Origin of the sequence: Streptomyces sp. NPDC005266 (assembly GCF_040607655.1) — a bacterium.
Lineage (GTDB): Bacteria > Actinomycetota > Actinomycetes > Streptomycetales > Streptomycetaceae > Streptomyces.
Genome location: NZ_JBEXHC010000004.1, coordinates 351,305 through 374,161, shown reverse-complemented (window position 1 = coordinate 374,161; position 22,857 = coordinate 351,305). Strand labels below are relative to the sequence as shown.

At 72.3% G+C, this 22,857-nt stretch carries 22 protein-coding genes and 3 pseudogenes; 9 read left to right on the top strand and 16 right to left on the bottom strand.

The window, feature by feature from the left end; genetic code table 11:
- Window positions 1-31: 31 nt before the first annotated feature.
- A complete protein-coding gene (locus tag ABZU99_RS10600; RefSeq protein WP_355949824.1) occupies window positions 32-307 on the bottom strand; it encodes a hypothetical protein in 276 nt (91 codons plus the stop codon).
- Between the two features lie 120 nt (window positions 308-427).
- Here ABZU99_RS10600 and ABZU99_RS10595 point away from each other — a divergent pair, with 120 nt between their 5' ends.
- Complete coding sequence (locus tag ABZU99_RS10595) at window positions 428-796, top strand: arsenate reductase family protein (RefSeq protein WP_355949826.1); 369 nt, start codon at window positions 428-430, stop codon at window positions 794-796.
- A gap of 75 nt (window positions 797-871) precedes the next feature.
- On the opposite strand, the gene ABZU99_RS10590 is transcribed toward ABZU99_RS10595, so the two are convergent.
- From ABZU99_RS10590 to ABZU99_RS10580, 3 genes are all read right to left on the bottom strand, one after another.
- Entirely contained in the window at window positions 872-2,482 is a 1,611-nt protein-coding gene (locus tag ABZU99_RS10590) for an AMP-binding protein (protein WP_356227787.1), read from the bottom strand.
- Between the two features lie 517 nt (window positions 2,483-2,999).
- Window positions 3,000-3,383: a hypothetical protein gene (locus ABZU99_RS10585; RefSeq protein ID WP_355949832.1), complete on the bottom strand. Its 384-nt coding sequence runs from the start codon at window positions 3,381-3,383 to the stop codon at window positions 3,000-3,002.
- A gap of 166 nt (window positions 3,384-3,549) precedes the next feature.
- On the bottom strand, window positions 3,550-4,317 hold the full coding sequence (locus tag ABZU99_RS10580; RefSeq protein ID WP_355949835.1) for a DUF2127 domain-containing protein: 768 nt from the start codon (window positions 4,315-4,317) through the stop codon (window positions 3,550-3,552).
- A gap of 229 nt (window positions 4,318-4,546) precedes the next feature.
- Between ABZU99_RS10580 and ABZU99_RS10575 the strand changes: the two genes are divergently transcribed.
- Window positions 4,547-5,719 (top strand): CapA family protein, encoded by a 1,173-nt coding sequence (locus ABZU99_RS10575; RefSeq protein ID WP_356045213.1) that lies wholly within the window; start codon window positions 4,547-4,549, stop codon window positions 5,717-5,719.
- A gap of 4 nt (window positions 5,720-5,723) precedes the next feature.
- Here ABZU99_RS10575 and ABZU99_RS10570 read toward each other — a convergent pair whose 3' ends face one another.
- Complete coding sequence (locus tag ABZU99_RS10570; RefSeq protein WP_356045210.1) at window positions 5,724-8,291, bottom strand: ATP-dependent Clp protease ATP-binding subunit; 2,568 nt, start codon at window positions 8,289-8,291, stop codon at window positions 5,724-5,726.
- A gap of 55 nt (window positions 8,292-8,346) precedes the next feature.
- Window positions 8,347-9,405, bottom strand: a complete 1,059-nt coding sequence (locus ABZU99_RS10565; protein ID WP_356045207.1) for a PP2C family protein-serine/threonine phosphatase — start codon at window positions 9,403-9,405, stop codon at window positions 8,347-8,349.
- Between the two features lie 232 nt (window positions 9,406-9,637).
- Between ABZU99_RS10565 and ABZU99_RS10560 the strand changes: the two are divergent.
- Together ABZU99_RS10560 and ABZU99_RS10555 are read left to right on the top strand one after the other, a co-directional pair.
- Window positions 9,638-10,422 (top strand): annotated as a pseudogene (locus ABZU99_RS10560) (sigma-70 family RNA polymerase sigma factor); the annotation flags it as partial.
- A gap of 17 nt (window positions 10,423-10,439) precedes the next feature.
- Entirely contained in the window at window positions 10,440-10,625 is a 186-nt protein-coding gene (locus ABZU99_RS10555; protein ID WP_355949846.1) for a hypothetical protein, read from the top strand.
- Window positions 10,626-10,697: 72 nt separating this feature from the next.
- Here the strand turns inward: ABZU99_RS10555 and ABZU99_RS10550 are convergent, their stop codons facing one another.
- Both ABZU99_RS10550 and ABZU99_RS10545 read right to left on the bottom strand, forming a co-directional pair.
- Window positions 10,698-11,282 carry a hypothetical protein gene (locus tag ABZU99_RS10550; protein WP_356045286.1) on the bottom strand — a complete coding sequence of 195 codons (585 nt, stop codon included), beginning with the start codon at window positions 11,280-11,282 and terminating at the stop codon, window positions 10,698-10,700.
- A gap of 126 nt (window positions 11,283-11,408) precedes the next feature.
- Window positions 11,409-11,820, bottom strand: a pseudogene (locus ABZU99_RS10545) (aldehyde dehydrogenase family protein); the annotation flags it as partial.
- On the opposite strand from ABZU99_RS10545, the gene ABZU99_RS10540 reads away from it, so the two are divergent.
- Complete coding sequence (locus tag ABZU99_RS10540) at window positions 11,785-12,084, top strand: hypothetical protein (RefSeq protein ID WP_356045204.1); 300 nt, start codon at window positions 11,785-11,787, stop codon at window positions 12,082-12,084. The pseudogene ABZU99_RS10545 and the gene ABZU99_RS10540 sit on opposite strands and share 36 nt — an antisense overlap.
- A gap of 91 nt (window positions 12,085-12,175) precedes the next feature.
- Here the strand turns inward: ABZU99_RS10540 and ABZU99_RS10535 are convergent, their stop codons facing one another.
- Window positions 12,176-12,742 (bottom strand): helix-turn-helix domain-containing protein, encoded by a 567-nt coding sequence (locus ABZU99_RS10535; RefSeq protein ID WP_356045201.1) that lies wholly within the window; start codon window positions 12,740-12,742, stop codon window positions 12,176-12,178.
- A gap of 66 nt (window positions 12,743-12,808) precedes the next feature.
- Here ABZU99_RS10535 and ABZU99_RS10530 point away from each other — a divergent pair, with 66 nt between their 5' ends.
- Complete coding sequence (locus ABZU99_RS10530; RefSeq protein ID WP_355949851.1) at window positions 12,809-13,477, top strand: AzlC family ABC transporter permease; 669 nt, start codon at window positions 12,809-12,811, stop codon at window positions 13,475-13,477.
- Complete coding sequence (locus ABZU99_RS10525) at window positions 13,474-13,782, top strand: AzlD domain-containing protein (RefSeq protein WP_355949853.1); 309 nt, start codon at window positions 13,474-13,476, stop codon at window positions 13,780-13,782. Before ABZU99_RS10530 ends, ABZU99_RS10525 begins: the two co-directional genes overlap by 4 nt.
- 95 nt (window positions 13,783-13,877) lie before the next feature.
- Here the strand turns inward: ABZU99_RS10525 and ABZU99_RS10520 are convergent.
- A pseudogene (locus ABZU99_RS10520) lies at window positions 13,878-14,045 on the bottom strand (30S ribosomal protein S14); the annotation flags it as partial.
- A 110-nt stretch (window positions 14,046-14,155) separates the two neighbouring features.
- Between ABZU99_RS10520 and ABZU99_RS10515 the strand changes: the two are divergent.
- Window positions 14,156-16,657 (top strand): tetratricopeptide repeat protein, encoded by a 2,502-nt coding sequence (locus ABZU99_RS10515; protein ID WP_356045198.1) that lies wholly within the window; start codon window positions 14,156-14,158, stop codon window positions 16,655-16,657.
- 20 nt (window positions 16,658-16,677) lie between these two features.
- On the opposite strand, the gene ABZU99_RS10510 is transcribed toward ABZU99_RS10515, so the two are convergent.
- The 4 genes from ABZU99_RS10510 to ABZU99_RS10495 all read right to left on the bottom strand — a co-directional run bounded on the left by ABZU99_RS10510 (window position 16,678) and on the right by ABZU99_RS10495 (window position 18,916).
- Window positions 16,678-16,959: a hypothetical protein gene (locus tag ABZU99_RS10510; RefSeq protein WP_355949858.1), complete on the bottom strand. Its 282-nt coding sequence runs from the start codon at window positions 16,957-16,959 to the stop codon at window positions 16,678-16,680.
- Window positions 16,960-17,067: 108 nt separating this feature from the next.
- Window positions 17,068-17,523, bottom strand: coding sequence for a hypothetical protein (locus tag ABZU99_RS10505; RefSeq protein ID WP_356045196.1), 456 nt, complete (start codon window positions 17,521-17,523; stop codon window positions 17,068-17,070).
- Between the two features lie 156 nt (window positions 17,524-17,679).
- The gene (locus ABZU99_RS10500) at window positions 17,680-18,006 is read right to left on the bottom strand and encodes an MmcQ/YjbR family DNA-binding protein (protein ID WP_355949864.1); all 327 of its coding nucleotides are present in this window, start codon (window positions 18,004-18,006) and stop codon (window positions 17,680-17,682) included.
- A gap of 115 nt (window positions 18,007-18,121) precedes the next feature.
- Window positions 18,122-18,916, bottom strand: a complete 795-nt coding sequence (locus ABZU99_RS10495) for a GNAT family N-acetyltransferase (protein WP_356045192.1) — start codon at window positions 18,914-18,916, stop codon at window positions 18,122-18,124.
- Between the two features lie 111 nt (window positions 18,917-19,027).
- Between ABZU99_RS10495 and ABZU99_RS10490 the strand changes: the two genes are divergently transcribed.
- A complete protein-coding gene (locus ABZU99_RS10490) occupies window positions 19,028-19,687 on the top strand; it encodes a PhzF family phenazine biosynthesis protein (RefSeq protein ID WP_355949869.1) in 660 nt (219 codons plus the stop codon).
- Window positions 19,688-19,712: 25 nt separating this feature from the next.
- On the opposite strand, the gene ABZU99_RS10485 is transcribed toward ABZU99_RS10490, so the two are convergent.
- Window positions 19,713-21,218: a glycosyltransferase family 39 protein gene (locus ABZU99_RS10485; protein WP_355949872.1), complete on the bottom strand. Its 1,506-nt coding sequence runs from the start codon at window positions 21,216-21,218 to the stop codon at window positions 19,713-19,715.
- Window positions 21,219-21,329: 111 nt separating this feature from the next.
- The gene (locus tag ABZU99_RS10480) at window positions 21,330-22,817 is read right to left on the bottom strand and encodes a PLP-dependent aminotransferase family protein (RefSeq protein ID WP_356045189.1); all 1,488 of its coding nucleotides are present in this window, start codon (window positions 22,815-22,817) and stop codon (window positions 21,330-21,332) included.
- Between the last annotated feature and the right edge of the window lie 40 nt (window positions 22,818-22,857).

Here is a 22,857-nt window from a genome sequence, read left to right as displayed (position 1 = left end):
CCCCCGGGGGACGCGGCGGGAGCCGTGGTGGTCAGCGGTCGTCGCGGATGAGGGAACGCACCATCCGGCAGGTGGTGTCGGAGGGCGGGCGGACCCCGATCCGGGCCGCGGTGGTGCGTATCCTGCGGTTGGGCGCCTGCTCCGGGCGGTAGACGCCGGAGTTGAGCAGGGCGATGGCCAGGCGCATGGCCTTCAGGCGGCGGTTGTGGGACTCGTACCACTCACGCGGGTGCCCGGCGGGCATCCGCTTCTTCGGCAGGGTCGGAAAGCTCGGCAGTTCCGGAAGAGGGGTTACGGCAACGGCCATCGGCATCCTCCTGAGACGGTCGGGAACCTTCCCTTCAACTGCCTCTATTCTACGGCCGACCACTGACAAAGCCCCCTGGTCAGGACCGGTCCGAGCCGGTCTCGCGGTACGGTGTGCGCCATGGAGATCTGGATTAATCCGGCGTGTTCGAAGTGCCGTAGCGCACTCGGTCTGCTCGACGCGGAGGGTGCCGGCTACACCGTCCGCCGCTATCTGGAGGACGTGCCGAGCCGGGAGGAGATCCGCACGGTGCTGGACCGGCTCGGGCTGGAGCCGTGGGACATCACCCGGACCCAGGAGGCGGTCGCCAAGGAACTCGGGCTGAAGGACTGGCCGCGCGAGGAGAGCGCCCGGGACCGCTGGATCGCGGCGCTCGCGGAGCACCCGAAGCTGATCCAGCGGCCCATCATCACAGCGGACGACGGCTCGGCGGTGGTGGGACGCACGGAGGAGGCCGTACGGGAGGCTGTGTCCCGCTCCAAGGGCTGAGCGCACAAGCGCCCCTGTCCCGGTGTGATCCACGGGACAGGGGCGCGGTGCTCCGGGCGTGGTCGCCGAACCGCCTCAGCGGCGGCGTGAGGACGTCTGCCGCGGACGCAGCAGGAAGCGCTGGGTCTTGCCGCTGGACGTCTTCGGCAGCTCGGGCACGAAGTGGATGCTCCGCGGATACGCGTGCGTGGCGAACCGTTCCCGGACCAGGTTCTGCAGCTCGGCGGCGAGCGCGTCGCCCGCCTCCGTCCCGGGACGCAGCACGACGAAGGCCTCCACGACCTCGCCGTACTCCTCGTGCGGTACGCCGACCGCGGCCGCCTCCATCACCGCTTCGTGCTCCGTGAGCACGCTCTCCACCTCGACCGGGCCGATGCGGTAGCCCGCCATCAGGATGACGTCGTCGTCGCGTCCGGCGAAGAACAGATCACCCTCCTCGTCCCGCGCGGCGGTGTCACCGGTGTAGAACCAGCGTCCATCGGGGCTGAACTTCTCGGCGGTGCGCTCCGGCGCGTCGCGGTAACCGGTGAACCACATCAAGGGGCTTGCGTCGATGTCCACCACGACCCGGCCGGGGACACCGGTGGCGGCCACGGCGGAGTTGGTGTCCTCGCGCAGGATCCGCACGTCCCAGCCGGGCAGCGGACGGCCCATGGAGCCGGGCTTGATGTCACGGCGCAGGTCCGGGTGCCAGGCGTGGGCGATCGCCATGCCCAGCTCGGTCGAGCCGTAGTGGTCGCGCACGGGGACGCCGAGCGCCTCGCGCGCCCAGTCGACGACGTCCGGCGGCAGCGGTTCACCAGCGGCGGAGCAGCGGCGCAGCCGCAGATCGCCGGGGACGGGGACCTGGGCGCCACGCAGCTTCCGGTAGACGGTGGGCCCGGCGGTGAAGTTGGTGACACCGTGGCGGGACAGCACATTCCAGGTGGACTCGGCGGAGAACAGGCCGCCCAGCAGCAGGCTGCGCCGCCCGAGGGCGAGGGGCCCGATGATGGCGTAGTACAGACCGTAGGCCCACCCGGGGTCGGCGGCGTTCCAGAACACATCGGTGGGCTGGTGGCCCAGCCCGAACTCCTGGTACATGGCGAAGCCCGCCACCGCCCGCAGCGGAATCGGGACGGCCTTGGGATTGCCCGCCGTACCGGAGGTGAACAGCTCCACGATGATCCCGTCGCCGCCGGCGGCCACCGGCTCGGAGAGCGGGGCGTGTCCCTCCAGTTCGGAGAAGGCCAGGTCGGACCCGGTGGCCCGGCCGACGGTGACGATCTGCCAGGGACGCCCGGCGGTGAATCCGGACTCCGGGTCCAGCTTCGGGCGCTGGTCGGCATCCGTGATCACCACCTTGGTGCCATTGCCGGTGGTCCGCAAGCCGATGGCAGGCGGTGCGAACGCGGTGAACAGCGGTACCTGTACGGCCCCGAGCCGCCAGATCGCGAGGGTGGCGACCAGCAGTTCGGCGGACTTGCCCATCAAGGTGGCGACGCGGTCGCCGACGCCGACTCCCAGGGCGGCCAGGGCACCGGCCATCCGCGACGAACGGTCCCGCAGCTCGCCGAACGTCATGTCATGGCCGGTCATGTTCCTGTCCACCACCGTGAACGCGACGGCGTCGGCCGGGTTCCGGTCGCACAGCAGGTACGCGGTGCTCGCCGCAGGCTCACCGAAGGTCTTGAGCAGGTCAGCCATGCGCTGTTCCGGGCTGGTCAAGAGGGCTCCTAGTGCTGGGTATCCACGAGTCGCGCCAGACGGGAAGCCGGGGCATTCCCCCAGGCCGACAGCCTTCCGTTGGCCTGTACACGCTATCGCGCTCTCTGATCGGCTCGGCAGCCGCAGACGCCGTACCGGACAGGTAAGTTGGCCCTCATGTGTGTCTCGATGGACCGTGGGCCGATCCGGCCGTCGAGCCCACGCAGCGCACCTTCAAGGGCGCGCTGTGCTGGACTACCCCGACGAGGAGTTCACGGTCAGCCGGCCGACCGGATCGACCCGGTTCGGCAATCCGCAGCCCGGCGCCTTTGGCATTCCGCGTGACCGCCAACCGGCTCGCCACCGCCGAGGCCGGCAGGACGGTGGACGTCGGTGTCGCCGTGACCGCCCACAGGGGCGCCGACCGGTACGGCAAGGTCGTCCTCACCGCTCGGTTCGAGAGCGATCCCCGCAGGACCGCGAAGGCTTCCTGCACGTTGACGTCGTCGAGCGGCCGTCAGAGAACACCGAACTCGACGCTCGTGGTGCTGAGGTCTCGGCCATCATGCGGCCCGGGCCTCACCCCCCGCGGCGCATAACCGCCTCGCTGGAGCCAGGTGTGGATCACATCAGATCCCCCGTCCGCTGACCGTGACGGCTCCCTGGACTGCGCAGCCCCATCGGCCTCACGGCGCTCGCCCTCGTACCGGGCCGGAAGAGCGCCGTAGCGGATGTCCTCGATCTCGGAGAAGCCCAACCGGCGCAGTTCCTTGGCCAGTTCTTCCGGGGTGAAGCAGCTGAGAAACGACTCCCCGGCCTCGGCGACCCACGCGGCGCGCGCCTCATGGGCGGCACGCCGCTCCGGCGGCAGGCCCTCGGGTGGCTCTGCGGAGTCGAACACCACCAGCACCACCGCCTGTCGTACTCCGCTCCCCCTCGAACACCTGGTGGGCCGCGCGAAGCGCGGCCGCGGCACGAGCGGTGATGACGGAGCGGATCCATGGTGCCGGCTCCGCGCATCGCGCATCACAACGGGCCACAATGGAACGGAAGTCGCGGCGGACGGTTCAGACCGCGGTGGCGCCGGCCGCCGTCTCCACCTCCATCAGCGAGGCGCTGTGCCGCTCGGCTTCGAAGGCCGCGCGCCCGCCACGCAGCCCGAACAGCCGCTTGGACAGCAGGATGTACAGCACCGCGAGAATGTTGACGATCAAGGTGGCGATCTTCAACCAGCTGATCTTCTCGGTCAGCTCATAGATCTCCAGCGGCAGGAAGGCGGCCGTGGCCACCACTGCCAGATACTCGGCCCAGCGCTTCAGCATCCACAGCCCCACGCCCTCGACGATTTCGATCGCCGCGTAGGCACACAGGGCGGCGGCCACGAGCACCAGCGTGGAGTGGCGGTACTCGAAGGTCTCGCGGATCGTGTCGACCACCGGGGAGTGGTCGAGATCGTAGTGGAAGTGGCGGGCGACCGGGCGGAAGACGGTGAGGTACTCGTCGAAGAGCCGGTGCACCGAGTTACGGCTGTTGCTGAACTTCCACACCGCGGCGGCGGCCAGCAGGACGAACAGCCCGCGGATGACCCGCTCGACGGCGATGAAACGCATGATGATCAAGTCCTGTAGCGCCTTGCCGCGCGGGACGAGCGGGGCGTCGGCCGCGGGCCCCGCGCCATGGGGCTCGCCGAGGGCGAAGTCACCGCAGCGCAGACAGCGCCAGGCGTCACCGAGGGCGGTGGCGGCGTGCAGCCGCTCACGCAGCGTGTCCTCCGTGGGGACATAGGTGACATGTCCGCGCCGCGCACAGGTACGCCTGTTCCAGTCGATCTTCACACTCGGCCTTCCGCTCCGTATCGCGCCGCTCGGGCTTCCTCCGCAGGTCATTGACGGTACCGGGCCACCCTTCCCCGGCGGACAAGGGGGGGCGGCCGCCGCCCGAGGGGCGCATCCGCCCGGTCGGCCGATCCAGTGAAGCTCCGCTCCGCCCCGCAAGGACCCCTCGCGCCGTGCATATAAATATGACAATCCGATCTATTTCGCCCACATGAGTGCGGAGTGAACCGTGTTCCCTCACCGACACCATCGGACGGCGCTGCTCGCCGCCGCACTGCTCGGCACCGTCACCGCGTGCGGCGGCGGAACACCGGCCGCCCCGGACGCCGGGGAGAAGCCCTCGAAGACGGCGGCCGAGTCCCGGGCGCAGGCCGGATCCAAGGGGTTCACTCTGGTGGCCACCGGGGACCTCCTGGTCCATGACTCGGTCATCCGTCAGGCGCGGGCGGACGCCGGCGGCGACGGCTACGACTTCCGGCGCATGCTCGGTGCGGCCGCGCCGATCGTCGCCCAGGCGGACCTGGCGATCTGCCATATGGAGACGGTCTACGGCGCCGCCCAGGGGCCGTTCACCGGCTACCCGACCTTCAAGACGCCGCCGCAGCTGGCCGACGCCGTCAAACGGCTCGGTTACGACTCCTGCTCCACCGCCTCCAACCACACGCTGGACGCCGGAACCGACGGAGTGGTCCGCACCCTCGACGCCATGGACCGGGCCGGCCTCAAGCACGCCGGATCGGCCCGCTCGGCCGCGGAGAGCACCCGGCCGACCATCATGGAGGCAGGGGGCGCCAAGGTGGCACATCTCGCCTACGCCTACGGCACCAATGGCATCCCGGTGCCCAAAGGCAAGCCATGGCTGGTCAATCTCATCAACCCGGCGCGGATCATCAGGGACGCACGGGCCGCCCGGCGCGCCGGGGCGGAGGTGGTCCTGGTGAGCGTGCACTGGGGCACCGAGTGGCAGCAGGCGCCGGACGAACTCCAGCTCTCGCTCGCGAAGAAGCTCACCGCGTCGGCCCGTGGCGGGCGCCGTGACATCGACCTCATCATCGGCACCCACGCCCATATCCCCCAGGCGTACGAGAAGGTCAACGGCACCTGGGTGGTCTACGGGATGGGCGACCAGATCGCGGGCATCATGCCTGACAAGCGCGGGCAGATGGGCTCCGCCGCCCGCTTCACCTTCGCGCCGCCCGCCACCGCGGGCAAGGCATGGGAGGTCAAGAAGGCGGAGTTCATTCCGCACGCCGTGGACAACGACCCGATCACCCTCGTCAACCTCCCCCGCGCACTGGAGAAGAGCCCCGGCAACGCCGGCTACACCAGCGCCCTGAACCTCATCCAGGACGCGGTCCTCAGCCGGGACGCGAAGAGAGACGGCCTCACGATGGGCCGCTGACCCGCTACCGCTGGGTGCGCTGGGTGCGCTGGGTGTGGTCGGAGTACTCCGTCCCGTCCGTGCGGAAGGCCAGCCGTCCGTCCTCCACGTCGACCTCGACCGGGTGGTGCGGCCGCAGTGTGCCGTCGAGCAGCATCCGGGAGAGCGGATTGTCGATCTCGCGCTGGATCGTACGGCGCAGCGGGCGGGCGCCGTACTCCGGCTTGTGTCCGTGCTCGGCGAGCCACTGGACGGCGGCGGGGGTGAAGTCGATGGGGATGTCCTGGGCCCGCAGCCGACGCCGGGTCTCCTCCAGCATCATGTCGGTGATCTGCCGCAGCTCTTCATCGGCGAGCCGACGGAAGATCACGATCTCGTCGATACGGTTCAGGAACTCAGGCCGGAAGTGCTCGCGCAGGGGCCGCAACACCCGTTCCCTGCGCGCGTCTTCGTCGGCCTCCTCGTCCCCGGTACCGAATCCCAGCGTGCCGCGCCCGGTGATGGCCTCCGAGCCGAGGTTGCTCGTCATCACGATGACGGTGTTCTTGAAGTCGATGGTGCGGCCCTGGGAATCCGTCAGCCGTCCGTCGTCCATGACCTGCAGCAGCATGTTGAAGACATCGGGGTGAGCCTTCTCCACCTCGTCGAAGAGGACCAGCGAATAGGGCTGTCGGCGCACCGACTCGGTCAACTGCCCGGCCTCCTCGTGCCCGACGTAGCCGGGCGGAGCGCCGATCATCCGGCTGACGGTGTGCTTCTCCTGGTACTCGCTCATGTCGAGGCGGATCATGCGGTCGTCACTGCCGAAGAGAGCCTCGGCCAGCGCGCGGGCGAGTTCGGTCTTGCCGACTCCCGTGGGGCCGAGGAAGAGGAAACTGCCGCTCGGGCGGTCGGGGTCGGCGAGGCCGGCCCGGGAGCGGAGCACCGCGTCGGCGACGGCGGAGACGGCATCTTCCTGGCCGATGACCCGCTTGCGGAGGTGTTCCTCCAGGCCGAGCAGCCGCTCCCGCTCCTCCTGGGTGAGGCTGCTGACGGGGATCCCGGTCTGCCGGGAGACGATCTCGGCGATGTCCTCGACGGTGACCTCGGCGACGCGGCCGCCATGGTAATGCGTACCGGTGTCCTTGGTGAGCCGGCCGCTCAGCTCGGCGATCCGGTCCCGTAGCGCGGTGGCGCGTTCGTACTGCTCCGAGGCGACGGCCTGGTCCTTGTCCCGGGTGAGCTGCTCGACCTCGCGCTCCAGGGCGCGCGTATCGGTGCCGCGGGCGCTCGAGCGCAGCCGTACGCGCGCGCCGGCCTGGTCCATCAGGTCGATCGCCTTGTCGGGCAGGAAGCGGTCGGTCAGATAGCGGTCGGCGAGCTCGACGGCCGCGAGCAGCGCCTCGTCGGCGTAGCGGACCTGGTGGTGGGCCTCGTACCGGTCGCGCAGCCCGCGCAGGATGTCGACGGCGGCCCCGGGGGTCGGCTCGGGGACCATGATGGGCTGGAAGCGGCGGGCGAGGGCGGCGTCCTTCTCGATGTACTGGCGGTACTCCTTGAGCGTGGTCGCGCCCATGACATGGAGTTCGCCGCGGGAGAGCGCCGGCTTGAGCAGATTGCTGGCGTCCATCGAGCCGCCCTCGGAGCCGCCGCCGGCGCCGACGACGGTGTGCAGCTCGTCGATGAAGACGATCAGCTGATCGGAGTTGGCGCGGATCTCGTCGATGATGCCGGTGAGCCGCTGCTCGAAGTCGCCGCGGAAGCGGGTGCCGGCCACGACGCTCGCCAAGTCGAGCTGGACGACGCGGCGGCCGAGGAGGATGTCCGGTACGTCGGCATCGACGATCTGCTGGGCCAGCCCTTCGACGACGGCGGTCTTGCCGACACCGGCCTCGCCGATGAGGACGGGGTTGTTCTTGCCGCGCCGGGCGAGCACCTCGATGCTCTGCTCGATCTCCTCGTCGCGGCCGATCACCGGGTCGATCCGGCCCTCACGGGCCATCTCGGTCAGATCGCGGCCGAACCGGTCGAGGGTCGGGGTGGCGCTCTGGTCCCTGACGGGCCGCTGGTCCACCGGGGGGCCGAGGGGACCGGCCGTTCCTTGCGGTGCGGCCCGCGGTTCGAAGCGGGCGGCGTTGAGGATCTGCCCGGCGGTGGAGTCCCGGTTGGCGGCAAGCGCGATCAGCACATGTTCGGGGCCGATGTACGAGGCGCCCCGGGAGCGGGCTATCTCATGCGCGTCCAGCAGCGCCCGCTTGACGGCGGGGGTGACGGCGACCGAATTGCGCGGCGGGCCCGCCCCGGCCTCCTGGTCGATCTCCTGGGCGATCCGGTCGGGATCGGCCCCGGCGCGGGTGACCATGGTCCGGGTCGGCTCGGACGAGAGCGCCGCCCTCAGCAGATGCTCGGTGTCCAGGTCGGTGCTGCCGTGCTCGGCGGCGTACGAGGCGGCGGCCGAGACAAGGTGGCGCGCGGGCTCGCTCATCAGCCTGCCGAAATCGACATGCCGGGAGTCGGCACGCTGCCCGGCCGGCCCCGTTCCCAGGAAGCGGGCGAGGAAGTCGCCTAGGGGGTCTGGCCCGAAGTCCTCAGGGCCTTGGTTCCCGTTCCCCATGTCACCATTTTAGCGGTGCTCGGCCGAGTGAACCTGTTGAGCGGATTCGCGCCGCTCAGCCGCCCGCGCTTCGGCGTTCGAGGGCGACCAGCGCGGCGTCGTCACCGGGGTGGCCGCCGATATGGCTGAGCAGATCGTGGCGGAGATGGTCGACGAGGGGTTGCGGGCCCTCGCCGTCCCAGCTGGGGAGCCGTGCGGTGAGCGGGTAGAAGGTGCCCTTCGCGTCGCGCGCCTCGATCACCCCGTCGGTGTAGAGCAGCAGCAGATCGCCGTCCTCGAAGGGGAAGTCCTCGACGTGGTAGCGGTCGGCCGCGAGGTCGCCGAGCCCCAGCGGAAGCGCGGGCGCCGGGCTCTCCAGCGCCTTGACCGTGGAGTCGCGCAGCAGGATCGGCGGCGGATGCCCGCAGTTCACCATCCGCACCACATACCGGTCGTCTGGAATCTCCAGCACGGCGGCGGTGACGAACGACTCCCCCGCCCCGGGCGCCTGGTCCGCGGGTTCGGTCCGCTCCGCGGACAGGGCGGTGTCCAGATGCGCCACGAGGTCGGTCAGTGGGACGGGCCAGTGGGCGATCGCCCGGAAGGCGCCGAGCACCAGCGAGGCGTCCGCGACAGCCGTCAGCCCGCTGCCCCGGACGTCGCCGATGATCAGCCGGGTGGCGTGCGAGGTGCGCGCCGCCGCGTACAGATCGCCGCCGATCTCGGCGCCCGGTTCGGCCGCGAGATAGACCGAGGCGATCCGCAGCGGGCCGACCCGATCGGGCAGTGGGCGCAGCAGCACCTTCTGCGCCACATGCGCCACTGCCCGGACCCGGCTCAGCTCGCGGGCGCGCCGGTCGAGTACCGACCGGAACAGCACGATCAGCACGGAGACCAGGACCAGGGTGAGCAGCTCGGCCAGGCGGCTGGGCGCGGTCAGAGCGCCCTCCCAGACATTGATGCCGATCTGGGCGCCCACCGCCACGAGTCCGACGCAGCCGGTGAGCAGGGGCCCGGCGAACGACGCGGTCATCGCGGGGGCGGCGATCAGCACGGGGCCGAGCCGGACGCTCGCCGGGGCCAGCACATCGCCGATCGTGATCAGCAGAATGAGCAGCAGGGGGATCGCGGCCACGGCGGAGCGGTGCCGCCTTGGCCGGCCCGCATCCGGGGGACCCTGCCGCGTCTGCACATCTCTTGCTTACGCCTGGGTGCGGTCCGGGCGCCAGTCCCTTTCGTCTCTCCCGTGCTCACGTATACGACCCCACGCATACGACCGGCCCGCCCCGCCCCGGTGATACGGCCGGATGTCACACTCCCGGGCGCTGTGCCGTCCCTTAGCTCAGGCACACGAGAGGATCGAGGACATGGCGGAGTCGGCAGACTTCGAACGGCATCGCGACCGGCTGTGGGCCGTCGCCTATCGCATCACCGGACCGGGTCGCCGACGCCGACGACGCGGTACATGCGACCTGGCTGCGCCGGCAGGCACTGCCCGGCGGCGAGGCCGACGACCCCTGCGCGTATCTGACGACGGTCGTCAGCCGGATCTGCTACGACCTGCTCGGCTCCGCGCGCGTGCGGCGCGAAGCGTATGTCGGGCCATGGCTGCCCGGGCCGGTGATGGCGGACGGCGGGCCGGAGGACCGGGTGACGCTCGACGAGTCGGTGGGCCTTCGACGAGTCGGTGGGCCTCGCGCTGCTGACCGTGCTGGAACGGCTGACTGCCGCCGAGCGGACCGCCTTCATCCTGCACGATGTCTTCTCGGTGCCGTTCCCCGAGATCGCCGAGGTGGTGGGGCGCAGCGCGGAGTCCGTACGACAGCTGGCCTCGCGCGCCCGCAAGCGGGTCCGGGCCGAGGCGCCACGGCGATCCGTGGACCGCGGTGAGCACCGGCGCGCCTTGGACGCGTTCCTCCGGGCGGTGATGGGCGGCGACACGGACGGGCTGCTGGAGATCCTCGACCCGGAGGCCGTCTGGCGCTCGGACGGTGGCGGCAAGGTCGCCGCTGCCCGTGTCCCGGTCCTCGGCAACGAGTAGGTGGCGCGCTTCGCCCACCGTCTCACCCGGGGGCTCGACCCCACGACGATGGTGGTGCACCGGCGCGATGTCAACGCAGCCCCCGGGCCGGTCTTCGTGGACCGAACTTCCGCTATCTGTCGCAGGGGGTGAGCCTCGGCCGCCGGGACGGGCTCATCCAGTTCGTACGGGCGGACGACTCCCCGCGCGAGCGGATCCTGCGCGGGGGCGCCGCCGCCCGCGCCAAGGAGCAGGTCGCGCGCTCCACCATCCGCTTGCCGCGGCTGGCGGCCCGCCGCCCCGGGGCCGTCCGCCTCGTCCCGTACATGAGCTGAGCCCCACGGGACCGGCTGCCCACGATCTCCTCGCCACCGGTGCGGCTACTCCCTCTGACCGAACCGGTGCGGCTACTCCCTGACCGACAGGGCGAGAACAACGGTCCCGTCCTTGATCTGCTTCACCCGGATGGCCATGTCATTCAGGACGCTGAGGCCGCCCTGCCCCGTCCTTGAAGTCAGGTGCGATCCGGTCGGCGTGGTGGCCTCCAGGGTCACGGAATTCGCGGTGATGCGGCTGATGGAGAGCGAGCTGATGCCGATGGCGTCGTCGATGTCGATCGTGGTGGGCTTGGTCAGGGTGATCTGGCAGGTGCCGTCGAAGCACGCCCTGACGTCCGCGGGGGGTTTGGCGGATGCGGAGGGTTTGCGGGATGCGGGGGGTTTGGCGGATGCGGAGGGTTTGGCGGATGCGGAGGGTTTGGCGGATGCGGAGGGTTTGGCGGATGCGGAAGTGGGTGGAGCGCTTGTCGTCGTGGCGGCCGCGCTCGGCTCACTCCGCGCGCGGCTGTCGCCGTCAGCCCTGGAGTCCTTCGCGCCGTCCGCGCCACAGCCCGTGAGCCCGGCCAGGCCCAGCGCGCCGACGGCCAGCACGGCGGCGGTCCGGCGCATACCCCGGCCCGCGCCGACGCTCTTCGATCGCGTCCTCGTCACCATCGTCTTCTCCCTGCTCTTCTCCCTGCGACCTTGTGTAGTGATCGTCAAGGTAATGCCTCGACCCGGCCCGACCGTGCGATTCGGGCGCGGCGGCGAGCCGGATGTCGATCCGCGGGTCGAAACCTGGAAGGGGTAGTGGGCGGGCTGGGTGGTGAGGGTGATCCAGCGGGTGTCGGTGAATGCCTCGATGCCTCAGCGGCCTCCGAGGCGTCCGTATCCCGACTGCTTGATTCCACCGAATGGAGCCTGCGGCTCGTCCGTCACCGACTGGTCGTTCACATCGTTCACATGCACGATGCCGGTGCTGATACGGCGGGCGACGCGCAGACCATGGGTGCCGTTCTCGGCGATGATGCCGCAGGTGAGGCCGGGGTCGGCGGCATTGCCACGGCCACGGCCCGGTCGTCGGCGGCGAAGGTCTCGATCACACAGACCTGGCGGCCGAACGCCTCGGCGTGGTGGAGGTTCATGTCCGGGGTGACGCACCGAGCACCTTCGCCGGATGGACCGCGCCGTCGGGCTCACCGCCGCCGGCCACTCCTGGGCGGTGAGCACCTCGCCGCGCGGCGCGGTGATCGCGGCGGCGGCCTCCTTGGCGGCCAGCGCCGGAGTGAAGTGGGCCCACGGCGTGGTGCCCCCGGCCTCATGGGGCCATGATCTCAGCGGCCTGGGCGGCGCGGGACTCCAGCAGATCCGCCGTCGTGAGGAATACCCGCGGCGCTCGAACGGGGCCATCGCGGCCCAGGTCGGGAAGGCGGCGTCGGCGGCGGCCACCTCACCCAACGCCGCGTTCGCGGAGTGAATTCGGTTCATTGCGGCGGACGCCGGTCTCCGGCGCACCCCAGGCCATGAATCGAGTACGTCGTCGATTGAACGAGGGAGGGCGCGGGGCCTCAGCCGTGCTGCATGATCATCACGCAGGTGGTGCCGGGCTCCAACGCCTGGCAGATATGCGGCACATCACCGGGGTAGGACAGATAGTCCCCGGCGGCGAGCTCGACCGGTTCGTCGTGCGGCCCGGCCAGCACCCGCCCGGTGCTGACGATCAGATGCTCGACGGTGCCCGGCATATGCGGATCCGACTCCCGCCCCGGACCGGGCTCCACCCGCAGAAAGTAGACATCCCGCCGCGCGCTCGGCGGGCTCGAGGACAGCAGGGTGGCGCTGTAGTCGGCCCGCTCCGAGGGCACGGACGGCCCCTCCCCCGCCCGAATCAGCCGCACCGCCGGGCGGGGCGGATCGACCAGCGCGCTGAACGGCACATCCAGCGCCACACCCAGGGCCCACAGCGTCTCCACGCTCGGATTGCCGGTCGCCGATTCCAGCTGGGACAGCGTGGATTTCGCGATTCCCGCCCGTTTGGCCAGCTCGGAGAGCGACAGCCCGGCCCGCACGCGCTCCCGGCGCAGGGATGCGGCGATCCGGTCCAGCGGCAGTCGGGGGGCGGCGCCATCGGTCATCGTTCGCTCCAGAAGTACGATCGTTCGGCTTGACGAACACTTTTCCCTGTGTTCATTCTAGGAAACATGCGTTCGCTTCTCCGAACATACGATCCGCGCCTACTGCGCGACGTGGCCCTGGTCTGCCTCGCCGACGGGGTGATCGGCATCTCCTTCGGCGCGATCGCGGTCGCGGGCGGCATGCCCGCCTGGATACCCGTGGCGATGTCGCTGCTCGTCTTCGCGGGCGCCGCCCAGTTCAGCGCGGTCGGCATTCTGCTGGCGGGCGGCAGTCCGCTCGCGGCAGCGGCCACCGGGCTGCTGCTCAACACCCGCACCGCGCCCCTCAGCCTGGCCATCGCCGACTCCCTCGGGACCAGTCGCCCCGCCCGGCTGCTCGGCGCCCATCTGATCACCGACGAAACGGCCGCCTTCGCGCTCGCCGAGCCCGAACCGGCCCGCCGCCGAGGCGTGTTCTGGCTCTCGGGCCTCGCACTGTTCACCGTCTGGAACGTCTGTGTGCTCGCCGGGGCACTGGCCGGAGACGCGCTGGGCGACACCGACGCGCTGGGCCTCGACGCCGCGTATCCGGCCGTGCTGCTCGCGCTCACCCTCCCCGCGCTACGGGACCCCGGCACCCGCCGCGCCGCAGTGCTCGGCGCCGCCATCGCGCTGGCCGCCACCCCGTTCCTGCCCTCGGGCCTACCGGTCCTGCTCGCACTGGCGGGACTGCTCGCCCTCCGGAGGCCGTCATGACCCTGACCGCGATCCTCCTGCTGGCGGTGGGCACCTACGGCTTCCGGCTGGCCGGTCCGCTGCTGCACGGCCGCCTCCAGCCGCCCGCCCGGGTCCAGCAACTGCTCGCCACCGGAGCGGCGGTGCTGCTCGTCGCACTCCTGGCCACCGCCGCCCTGACCCAGGCCCAGGGCTTCGCGGGCTGGGCCAGACCGGCGGGTGTCCTCACGGGCGCCGTCCTGGCCTGGCGCAAGGCCCCGTTCATGGTCATCGTCATCGCGGCGGCCGCCACCACGGCACTGCTCCGTCTCGCGGGTGTGCCCTGACACAGGCTCGACGGGGGGGCCACCGCACCCCCGGCCGTCGTCCGGCGTAGGCGCGTGCGGCACGCGATGGGCCCACTGGACGATCGGGGCAACCACCAGCCGGCCTTGCGCACCCCGGGCAGACGTCCGGCGTGCGCCTCCGTGCGGATCCGCACCCGGGACAAGCCGAAGGCACGCAGATGGCCGCGCGGCCGTCCGTCCACGGCGTCCCGCTCGCGGACCCGCGTGGCACTGGCGTCGCGCGGCTGGGCGCGCAGCTCACGGGCGGATGGTGTTCACCTCCAAAGGCTAAATGAAAACGAAAACCATTAAGGAATATGCTCGCGGGCCATGCTCCGGGTGGCAGACTGGAGCCGGACCGGAGGAGGGGCCGATGGGGCGGGCGCGGCCGTCGATGCAGGAGCTGATCCAGCGGCGCAGACGCGCCGGGTTCGTGGGCCGGCGCGAGCAACAGGAGGCGTTCCGCGCCAACTTCGGGCTGCCCCCGGAGGACGAACGCCATCGCTTCCTCTTCCACATCCACGGCAACGCGGGCGTCGGCAAAACCTGGCTCCTCCGTCAGCTGGAGCAGACCGCCCGCCTGGAGTACGGGGCGCTCACCGCGCGTGTCGACGAGACGGTGAACAGCGTGCCCGAGGCGATGGCCGCCATCAGTTCCCAATTCGCCGGGCAAGGGCATGAGTTCGCCACCCTGGACCGGAAGCTCGCCACCTATCGGCAGCGCCGCCACGAGGCCGAGTCGATTCCGGCGGAGGGCGAGCCGCCGGGGCCCAGCGCCGGTAGCCTGACCGCCGCGCGGGCGGGGCTCGCCGGCCTGGGCATGGTGCCGGGCGTCGGAGCGCTGGCCGGGGCGGTCGACCCGCTGCCGCTCGCGCAGGGCACCGACCGGCTGCGGGCCGCGTTCAGCTCCCGCTTCCGCGACCACAAGGACGTCCAACTGGTGCTGGACCCGGTCGAGGCGCTGACTCCGCTGCTGGTCAGGGAGTTGTCGCAGGCGGCCGCCGAGGCGCCGTGGGCCGTGCTCCTCTTCGACACCTTTGAGCGCACCGGCCCCCTGCTCGGCCCCTGGCTGCGCTCCCTGCTGACCAGCGAACGCCATGGCACGCTGCCCCCGAACACCGTGTTCGTACTCGCCGGGCAGACCCGGCTCGACCCCGGCTGCTGGGCGGACCTCGCCGATGTCGTCGCCGACCTGCCCCTGGAGCCGTTCACCGACGCGGAGGCCCGGCAGCTCCTGGCCGCCAAGGGGATCACCGACGAGCCGGTGGTACGGGATGTGCTACGGCTCTCCGGCCGGCTGCCGGTCCTGGTGTCCACCCTCGCCGAGAACGCGGGCTCCCCGGGCCACCCCGGCGAGTTGGCCGACCCCAGCGCCACGGCCGTCGAGCGGTTCCTGAGGCGGGAGCACGATCCGGTGCGCCGGTCCGCCGCCCTGGCGGGCGCGCTGCCTCGGCGGCTCAACGAGGACGTCTTCCGGGCAGCCGTGGACGAGGCCGCGGCCTGCCTGTTCGGCTGGCTGCGGTCGCTCCCCTTCGTCAGCGGTCCCCCCGGATCGGCCCGGTACCACGATGTCGTCCGCGCCCCGATGCTGCGCCTCCAGCAGACCGGCTCGCCACAGCGGTGGAGCGCGGCGCACACCCGGCTGGCCGGGACCTTCGCCCGGTGGCGGGAGGAGGCGGCGGAGGGCCTGGACGCGACCGCGCTGTGGAAGCAGGACGCGTGGCGTGCGCTGCGCCTGGAGGAGTCGTACCACCTGCTCTGCGCCCGGCCGTCGGCGGCGCTGCCCGCCGTGCTGCGGGACGGGATCGACGTCTGCGACGCGGGCACGCCGATCGCCCGCCGCTGGGCGCGGATGCTGGTCGAGGCGGGCCAGGACGCCGACGCGGACGCGGTGCGCACCTGGGGGCAGCGCGCCGTGGCCGCGCTGGCGGACGAACGACGGCACGGGATCGAGCTGTTGGGGCTGCTGCTCGGGCGCTCGGAGCCGGACGACGCCGAGCGGGCGGCGGCCCTTGTCGTGCGGGGCCGGCACCACCGTTCGGCCGAGGAGTACGAGGAGGCGCTGGACGATTTCCGCCGAGCACTCGACCTGGACCCCCGCATGGTTCGGGCGCACCTGGGCCAGGCGGTGATCCACCGGGCCACCGGGGACTACGCCGCGGCTCTGGAGGCGCTGGACCGCGCCGACGCGCTGGAGCCGGGATCGAGGCGGGTCCTGCGGGAGCGCGGGGAGACCTGGCGGAGGGCGGGCCGGCACGAGGAGGCGCTGCGCCAGCTCGACCGCGTGATCGAGGCCGATCCGGCGGACCATCTGGCCCTCGGCAGCCGCGGCCAGTCCAAGGCCGCGCTCGGCAGGGTGCGGGAGGCGCTGGCGGATCTGGACCGGGCCATCGAGCTGAACGGCGACTACACCTGGGCCCTGGTCCGGCGGGCCCATGTCCGCAGCGCCCTGGGCGATGTGACGGGGGCGCTGGACGATCTCGACCGGGCCGAGGGACTGGAGCCGGACACCCCCGGGACACTGGGCGAGCGCGGCGAGGTGTACCGCTTCGCGGGGCGGTATGAGGAGGCCATCGCGCTGTACGACCGGGCGCTCACCCTCGATCCGCGATACGCCTGGGCGCTGGGGAGCAGGGCGCTGGCCAAGGAGGCACTGGGCCGGCGGACGGAGGCGCTGGCGGATCTGGAGCGCGCCGTGGAGATGAACCCCGGCTACGCCTGGGCCGTGGCGCAGCGCGAGCGGTTGCTGTCGGGCGGGGCTACCGGGGGTTCAGGAGATGCGGGAGACGCGGGGGATGCGGTGCGGGGCGGTCACGGCAACGGACCGGACGGCCACGGCAACGGACCCGACGGCCACGGCGACGGACCGGGATGAGGAGGAGGCGGAGCGCCCCGTCACCCTTCCTCCCTGGCCGCGCGTCCCTTGAGGCAGAGCGACACCGCTCGGCGCACGGCGCGCAGGAAGGCGCGGCAGCGCGGCAGGCGCCGCGGTCGTCGTGGTGCGGCGGCCGCCGCGGGCATGGGACCGGGGACGGTGGCCGCCGCAGGGACCGGGGCGGCCACCGGGTCGGCCGGGGGCGGGGAGGGGTCGGCGGTCGTGGTGGGCGGGGCGGTGGGGCACCGGGTGGCCTCGGCGCGCATCAGCGCGCGCATGGCGGCGAACACATCGATCGGCATGCGAGTACTCCTGCGGTGTCGGGCGTGGACGGCGGGCCGGGGAGGGCGTACCGCACCCGGGATCCGCGCATGGGCGCGGTAACGGGGTGGCGGACGGCCCGGGGCCGGTCAGCAGCGCAGCACGGCGGTCCGTGAGGAGAACTGGATGAGGGACGGCTCGGCCCCGGTGCCGACCGCGCGAACGCCCGTCTTCCGGCCGACGAGGCCGCTGCGGACGGTGACGACGGCGAGCGGGCCGGGCGTCGTCGGAAGGGATCGATGGGTGCCGGCCGAGGCCCGCCAGACGCGCCCGGGGTGACCGGTGTGCCCGGCCGGGTGCTCACCGTCCTCCCGGGCGCGCACCACGGCGGGCCGCGGCTCCGGGGAGCCGTCCTCGCCGGCGACCGGGGCGGTGGGGGCCACGGCGACGGGCCCTTTGTGGTCGGGGCCGGAGGGGGACACCTGGCCGGCCCCCAGGGTCAGCATCGCGTGCAGCAGGGTGGCCGCCAGCAGCAGCATGACGGCGATGGGGTACGGCCCGCCGCACGCCGCGGAGCGGCTCGTACTGCGGCGACCGTGCACCATGCGGCCTCCCTCGGCGGTTCCCTTCCAGGGAACCCCGCGCACCGGAAGACGGCACTCCGATTACCCGGAACAGTCCGGGCTTTCACTCGTGTCGGTGGTCTCCTCGAACGCGGATACCGCCACATTTCGAGAAGGACCGGTCACCGCGCGGCACGCTCAGTCCAGCAGTGCGGCCGGGGCCGCCTGCCGCCAGGAGTCGAGAAGGATGTCACGCAGCTCGTCGTTGTCGTCCAGTGCCGCGAGCCGGACCCGCACCCAGGCGAAGTTCGCCTCATGGTCGGCGATCCAGAACTTCTCCGGCTCCGCGAGCACCAGTTCGTCGCGCTCCTCCTTGGGGCACCTGACGGCCATCGAGGTCTCGTCCTCGGGCAGCGTGGCGAACATCTTCCCCGCGACCCGGAACGTGGGCATGGACCAGGCGATCTTCTCGGTCGTCTGCGGCAGCGACAGCGCGATCTGACGGACATCGTCGGACGTGGTCATGGGCTGACCGTAGAACACACCACTGACATTGATATTGGTAGGCAGGTTCCGGTGGTCGTGGCTCGCCCACTGACTGACGTCCTGCTGGGCTGTCTTCGTGTTGTCAGCGCGCCCCTCAGGCCGGTGACGGTGGCTCAGCCCCGTGCACATACGGCGTGATCGTGGTCAGCGCGACGAAGCCGAGCCGCCGCAGGATCGGACGGCTCTGGCTGGAGGCGTCGACCTGCAGATAGCGATAGCCGCGTTCGGCGGCGATCCGGACGCGGAAGGCGACCAGGGCGCGGTAGATTCCGCGGCCCCGCCAGTCCTGCACGGTGCCCCCGCCCCAGAGCCCGGCGAACCGCGTGCCCGGCGGCAGCTCCATCCGCGCCGCGCTCACCGGGCGGTCACCGGCCATGGCGAGGACCGAGACCTCCGTCTCCGGCTCCTCGGTGAGCCGGCTGAGGAGCCGATTCCTGAGGTGAGTGCTGTCGGTGCCGAATGCCCGCTGATGGACCTCCGCCACCAGGTCCACACCCGCCGCGTCGGTCACCGGGCACAGCCGGACGCCCTCGGGCAGGTGGACCTCGGTGGGCAGATCCTTGACCTCGGCGACCATCAGCGTCTCCGCGGACTCGGGGACGAAACCGGCCGTCCGGAGCCGCCCGGCGAGATCGCCGGGCCGGTCGTAGGCGTACAGCTTCCACTCGAAGGCGCGCCTCAATCCGCCGAAGTACCGTATCTGCGCCGCGATTTCCCCGTCCGCGGTGTGCTGGTCCAGAGCCGACCACAGGACCCCGTTCCAGTCGTCGGGGGTCCCGGTCTGCCGCACCACCCCACCCGCCCGCTCCACTCTCGCCCCAGGGCCGTCGGCCCGGGCGCCCTGTCTCATCTGCCGGTCGAACAGTGCCAGCACCGCGTCTCGATCCATCCCGCCAGCTGAGCACCGGGGGGACGGCCGGGCAACCGATTAACCGGCCCCGGCTGTCCGGTTGCCGGGTGCGGCGCACCCCACCCGCGACGATCATGTTTGAATGCCGGGGTGACGGATCTCGACGTACTCAAGGTGTTCTGCGGGCCCTACGGCCGTGGGGGCAATGAACTCGGCGTGGTGCGCGACGGCCGTGCGGTGACCGGCGAACCGGAGCGGCAGGCGCTCGCTGCCCGGCTGGGCTTCAGCGAGACCGTGTTCGTCGACGACCCGGAGCGGGGCGTGGTCGACATCTACACTCCGAGCGTCCGGCTGCCCTTCGCGGGCCATCCGCTGGTCGGCACCGCCTGGCTGCTGGACCTCCCCGAGTTGCTGCCGCCCGCCGGGGAGGTCCCCGCCCGGCAGGACGGCGAGTTCACCTGGATCACCGGCCGCCCCGAGTGGGCGTCGGGGCGGCGCACCCAGCGGTACGCCTCCCCGGCCGAGGTCGACGCGCTCCCCTCCCCGCCGCCGGGCGAGGGCTGGCTCTACGCCTGGGCATGGCAGGACGAGTCGGCGGGCCGGGTGCGCGCCCGCGCCTTCCCCCGGCGCGGCGACGGGATCGTGGAGGACGAGGCCACCGGCGCAGCCGCCCTGGTCCTCTCGGGCGAGCTGGGCCGCGCCCTCAACGTCACCCAGGGCGAGGGGTCTCAGATCCTCACCAGCCCCCAGCCGGACGGCTCCATAGAGATCGGCGGGCGGGTCCAGCTGGCCGAGGTCCGTTCGCTGTGAGCCGCCCGCGCGTGGGCGCCCGCCGTCAGTAGTAGTGGCGCAGCGAGGGCCACAGGTGTGACCAGGGCGCGGTGGTGCCCGAGCAGAGCATGACGGCGGCGTTCTGCTCCTCGTTGTCCACACCGTGGTGGTTGTCGACGCGGGCGACCTCGCGGCAGCCGGTGAAGTGCCGTGCGATGCGCCGGTCCCCGTCCTGACGGACCACCAGCACCGGACCGTCCGCGGAGTCGGGCGGCGGTCCCCAGTCGGCGTAGCTCATATGGCCCGAGTAGGGCCGCGGCAGTCCATGGCGCGGACCGTAGTACTCGATGGCGCCCGCCTCCCCGTAGTTCTCGGCGAGAATCACGGCACGGTCGCGGCGGCCCTCGGGGATCCGGGACCAGCCCTGCTCCACGGCGGTCACCAGGGCGGGCCAGCCGATCTGCTCGCCCTGCTCCGGGTTGACCGCGTTCGGCACGGCGAGGACACCGGGCGGCAGCACCGGCAGGGACAGCACGGCGCTGACCGCGGCCGTCAGGGCCAGGGCCGCCGCGACGGTGCGGCCCCGTGCCGTGCGCCACCCCGCCCGGATCCATCGGGCCACGGCCTCGCATCCTGCCGCGGTGAGGACGAGGAGCAGCGGAACGGCGTAGTACGGCTTGCCGCCGGTCGCCAGCACCAGCGCGCACAGCAGCGGGTACGCCACCGCCATCGCACGGGCCCAGCGGAGCGCGGGTTCGCGCCACAGCCGCAGCCATCCCGCGATCCAGACCGGTACGAACAGCGGGGAGAGATAAAGGATCTGCTGCGGGAGGAACATCACGCGGTTCTCGGTCCCGTCGTCCGAGCTGATCCCCTTCGCGACCGTGAGCTGCGGCCATCCGTGCCGCGCCTGCCACCACACGTTCGGCAGGGCGAGGAGCAGCGCGACGGCGGCACCGGCCGCCGGCCACCCGCCGCGCAGCACGCGCCGCGGCCCCACCGCGGCCACCGCGGGCAGCAGGGCGATGAGCAAGAGCACCACCAGGTACTTGTTCAGCAGACCGATGCCGACGGCCGCTCCGACCGCGATCCACCAGCGGCCGTCCCCGGTGCGCAGCAGCCGCAGCACCAGCCAGCAGATCAGCACCCATACGCACTGGTCGACGGTGGTCGTGGAGGCCAGGTGCCCGATCCCCAGGACGAACCCCGACGTGGCCGCGCAGCACGCGGCGAGCACCTGCGCCCGGCGGCCTCCGCCGAGCTCTCCGGCCACCAGGGCGACCAGGATGACGGTGGCGGCACAGCAGAGTGTCGCGGGCACCCGCACACCGGCCGGGGTGTTCCCCAAGACGGCGGTGGCCCCCCTGGCCAGCAGCGGGGTCAGCGGGGGCTGGTCGACGTATCCCCACGCCGGACGGTCGCCCGCGGCCAGAAAGTACAACTCGTCGCGGTGGAAGCCGTACCGCCCGGAGAGCCCGGTCAACACACAGGCGAGCACGGCGGCGATGCCGAGGACCTGGGCGGTGGCGAAGGGCGCCGCTCTCGGCCGGTCGTCGCCCGTCACGCTCATGGCACCCCCCCTGGCCGGCTCGGCGCCCCCCCCTGCACCGGGCGGCCCGCTCGCAGCGTAAGGGCGGGGCCCCTGACCGCGCACCCGGAATATCCCCATCCGTGCCCGTCGTCAGCGCAAGCGCCGTACGAGGTCGCCGAGGATCGCCACGCCCTCGGCGATATCGGTCGCCATGGTGGCGGCGTAGCCCAGCACCAGTCCCGGTGGGTGCCCGGGCCGCTGGCTGTGCCACGACAGCGGCTGCACCTTCACTCCACGCGCGAGCGCCGCGGCGGCGAGGTCCGTGTCGGCGAACCCGGCGTCGAAGGTGACCATCAGATGCAGCCCCGCCGCGGCGCCGTGCACCAGCGCCCCGGGCAGCCGGTCCCGGACGGCCCCGACCATGACGTCCCTTCGGCGGCGGTGGCGCAGCCGCACCTGCCGCAGCCGACGTTCCAGCTCGCCGGACTCCATCAGCCGGGCCAGCACCAACTGGGGCAGGACGGAGTTGCCGAGGTCGGCGTAGCGCTTGGCCTCGACGAGGGCGTCCCGGTACCGGGGCGGCGCCAGCACCCAGCCCACCCGCAGCGCCGGGGCCAGCAGCTTGGACACGCTCCCGGCGTACCAGACATGTTCCGGGATCATCGACCGGAGGGCCGGGACCGGGGGCCGGTCATAGCGGTGCTCGGCGTCGTAGTCGTCCTCGACGATCAGCCCGCCCTGCCCGGCCCAGCGCATCAGCTCACGGCGCCGGTCGGCGCCGAGCACCACCCCGGTCGGGAACTGGTGGGCGGGGGTGAGCAGTACGGCGGGCGCGCCCCGCTCGCGCAGCGCGTCGACCCGGACGCCCTCGGCGTCGACCGGGACCGGCGGGGTCTCCAGACGCTGGTGGCGCAGATGCTGACGGGCGCCGAGCGAGCCTGGGTCCTCCACGGCGATCGTCCGGATCCCGTCGTCGTGGACCGTCCGCCCCAGGAGCCCGAGGGCCTGGGCGGTGCCCGCGACGACGACGATCTCGTCGGGGTCGGCCCGGATCCCGCGGTTGCGGGCCAGCCAGTGGGCGATGGCGAGGCGCAGCGCCGGGGTCCCTCGGGGGTCTCCGTAGCCGAACTCGCCCGGCGCCAGCTGGGCGAGGACCAGGCGTTCGGCGCGCAGCCACCCGGTGCGCGGAAACGCGGTGAGGTCGGGCAGGCCCGGGGACAGATCGATCCGGGCCGGTGCCGCGCGCAGCGCGTCGAAGACATCGGCACCCGGGGCGGTGGTGAACAGCGGGCCGGCGGGGGCGGGCGGCCGGGCGGCGGTGGGCGCCGCCGGTGCCGTGACGGGCACCGCGACGACGATGGTTCCGCCCCGCCCGCGCCCGGCGACATGCCCGTCCTCGGTGAGGCGCTGATATGCCTCGGTGACCACGCCCCGGGACACGCGCAGTTCGGCGGCGAGCACCCGGGTGGCCGGAAGCCTGCTGCCGACGGGCAGCAGGCCGTCCGCGATCGCGAGCCGCAGTCGCCGGGCCAGCCAGTCGGAGAGCCCGCCCGCCGGAGCCTCGTCGAGGCGCAGCTGCAGAAAATCGGCACCGGGCGTTATGGACCGGTCGTCGGGGCCTTCTTTGGACCTGTTCACTGAGCCATTGTCGCGACAGGGTCAAGGGGTGACGACAGAG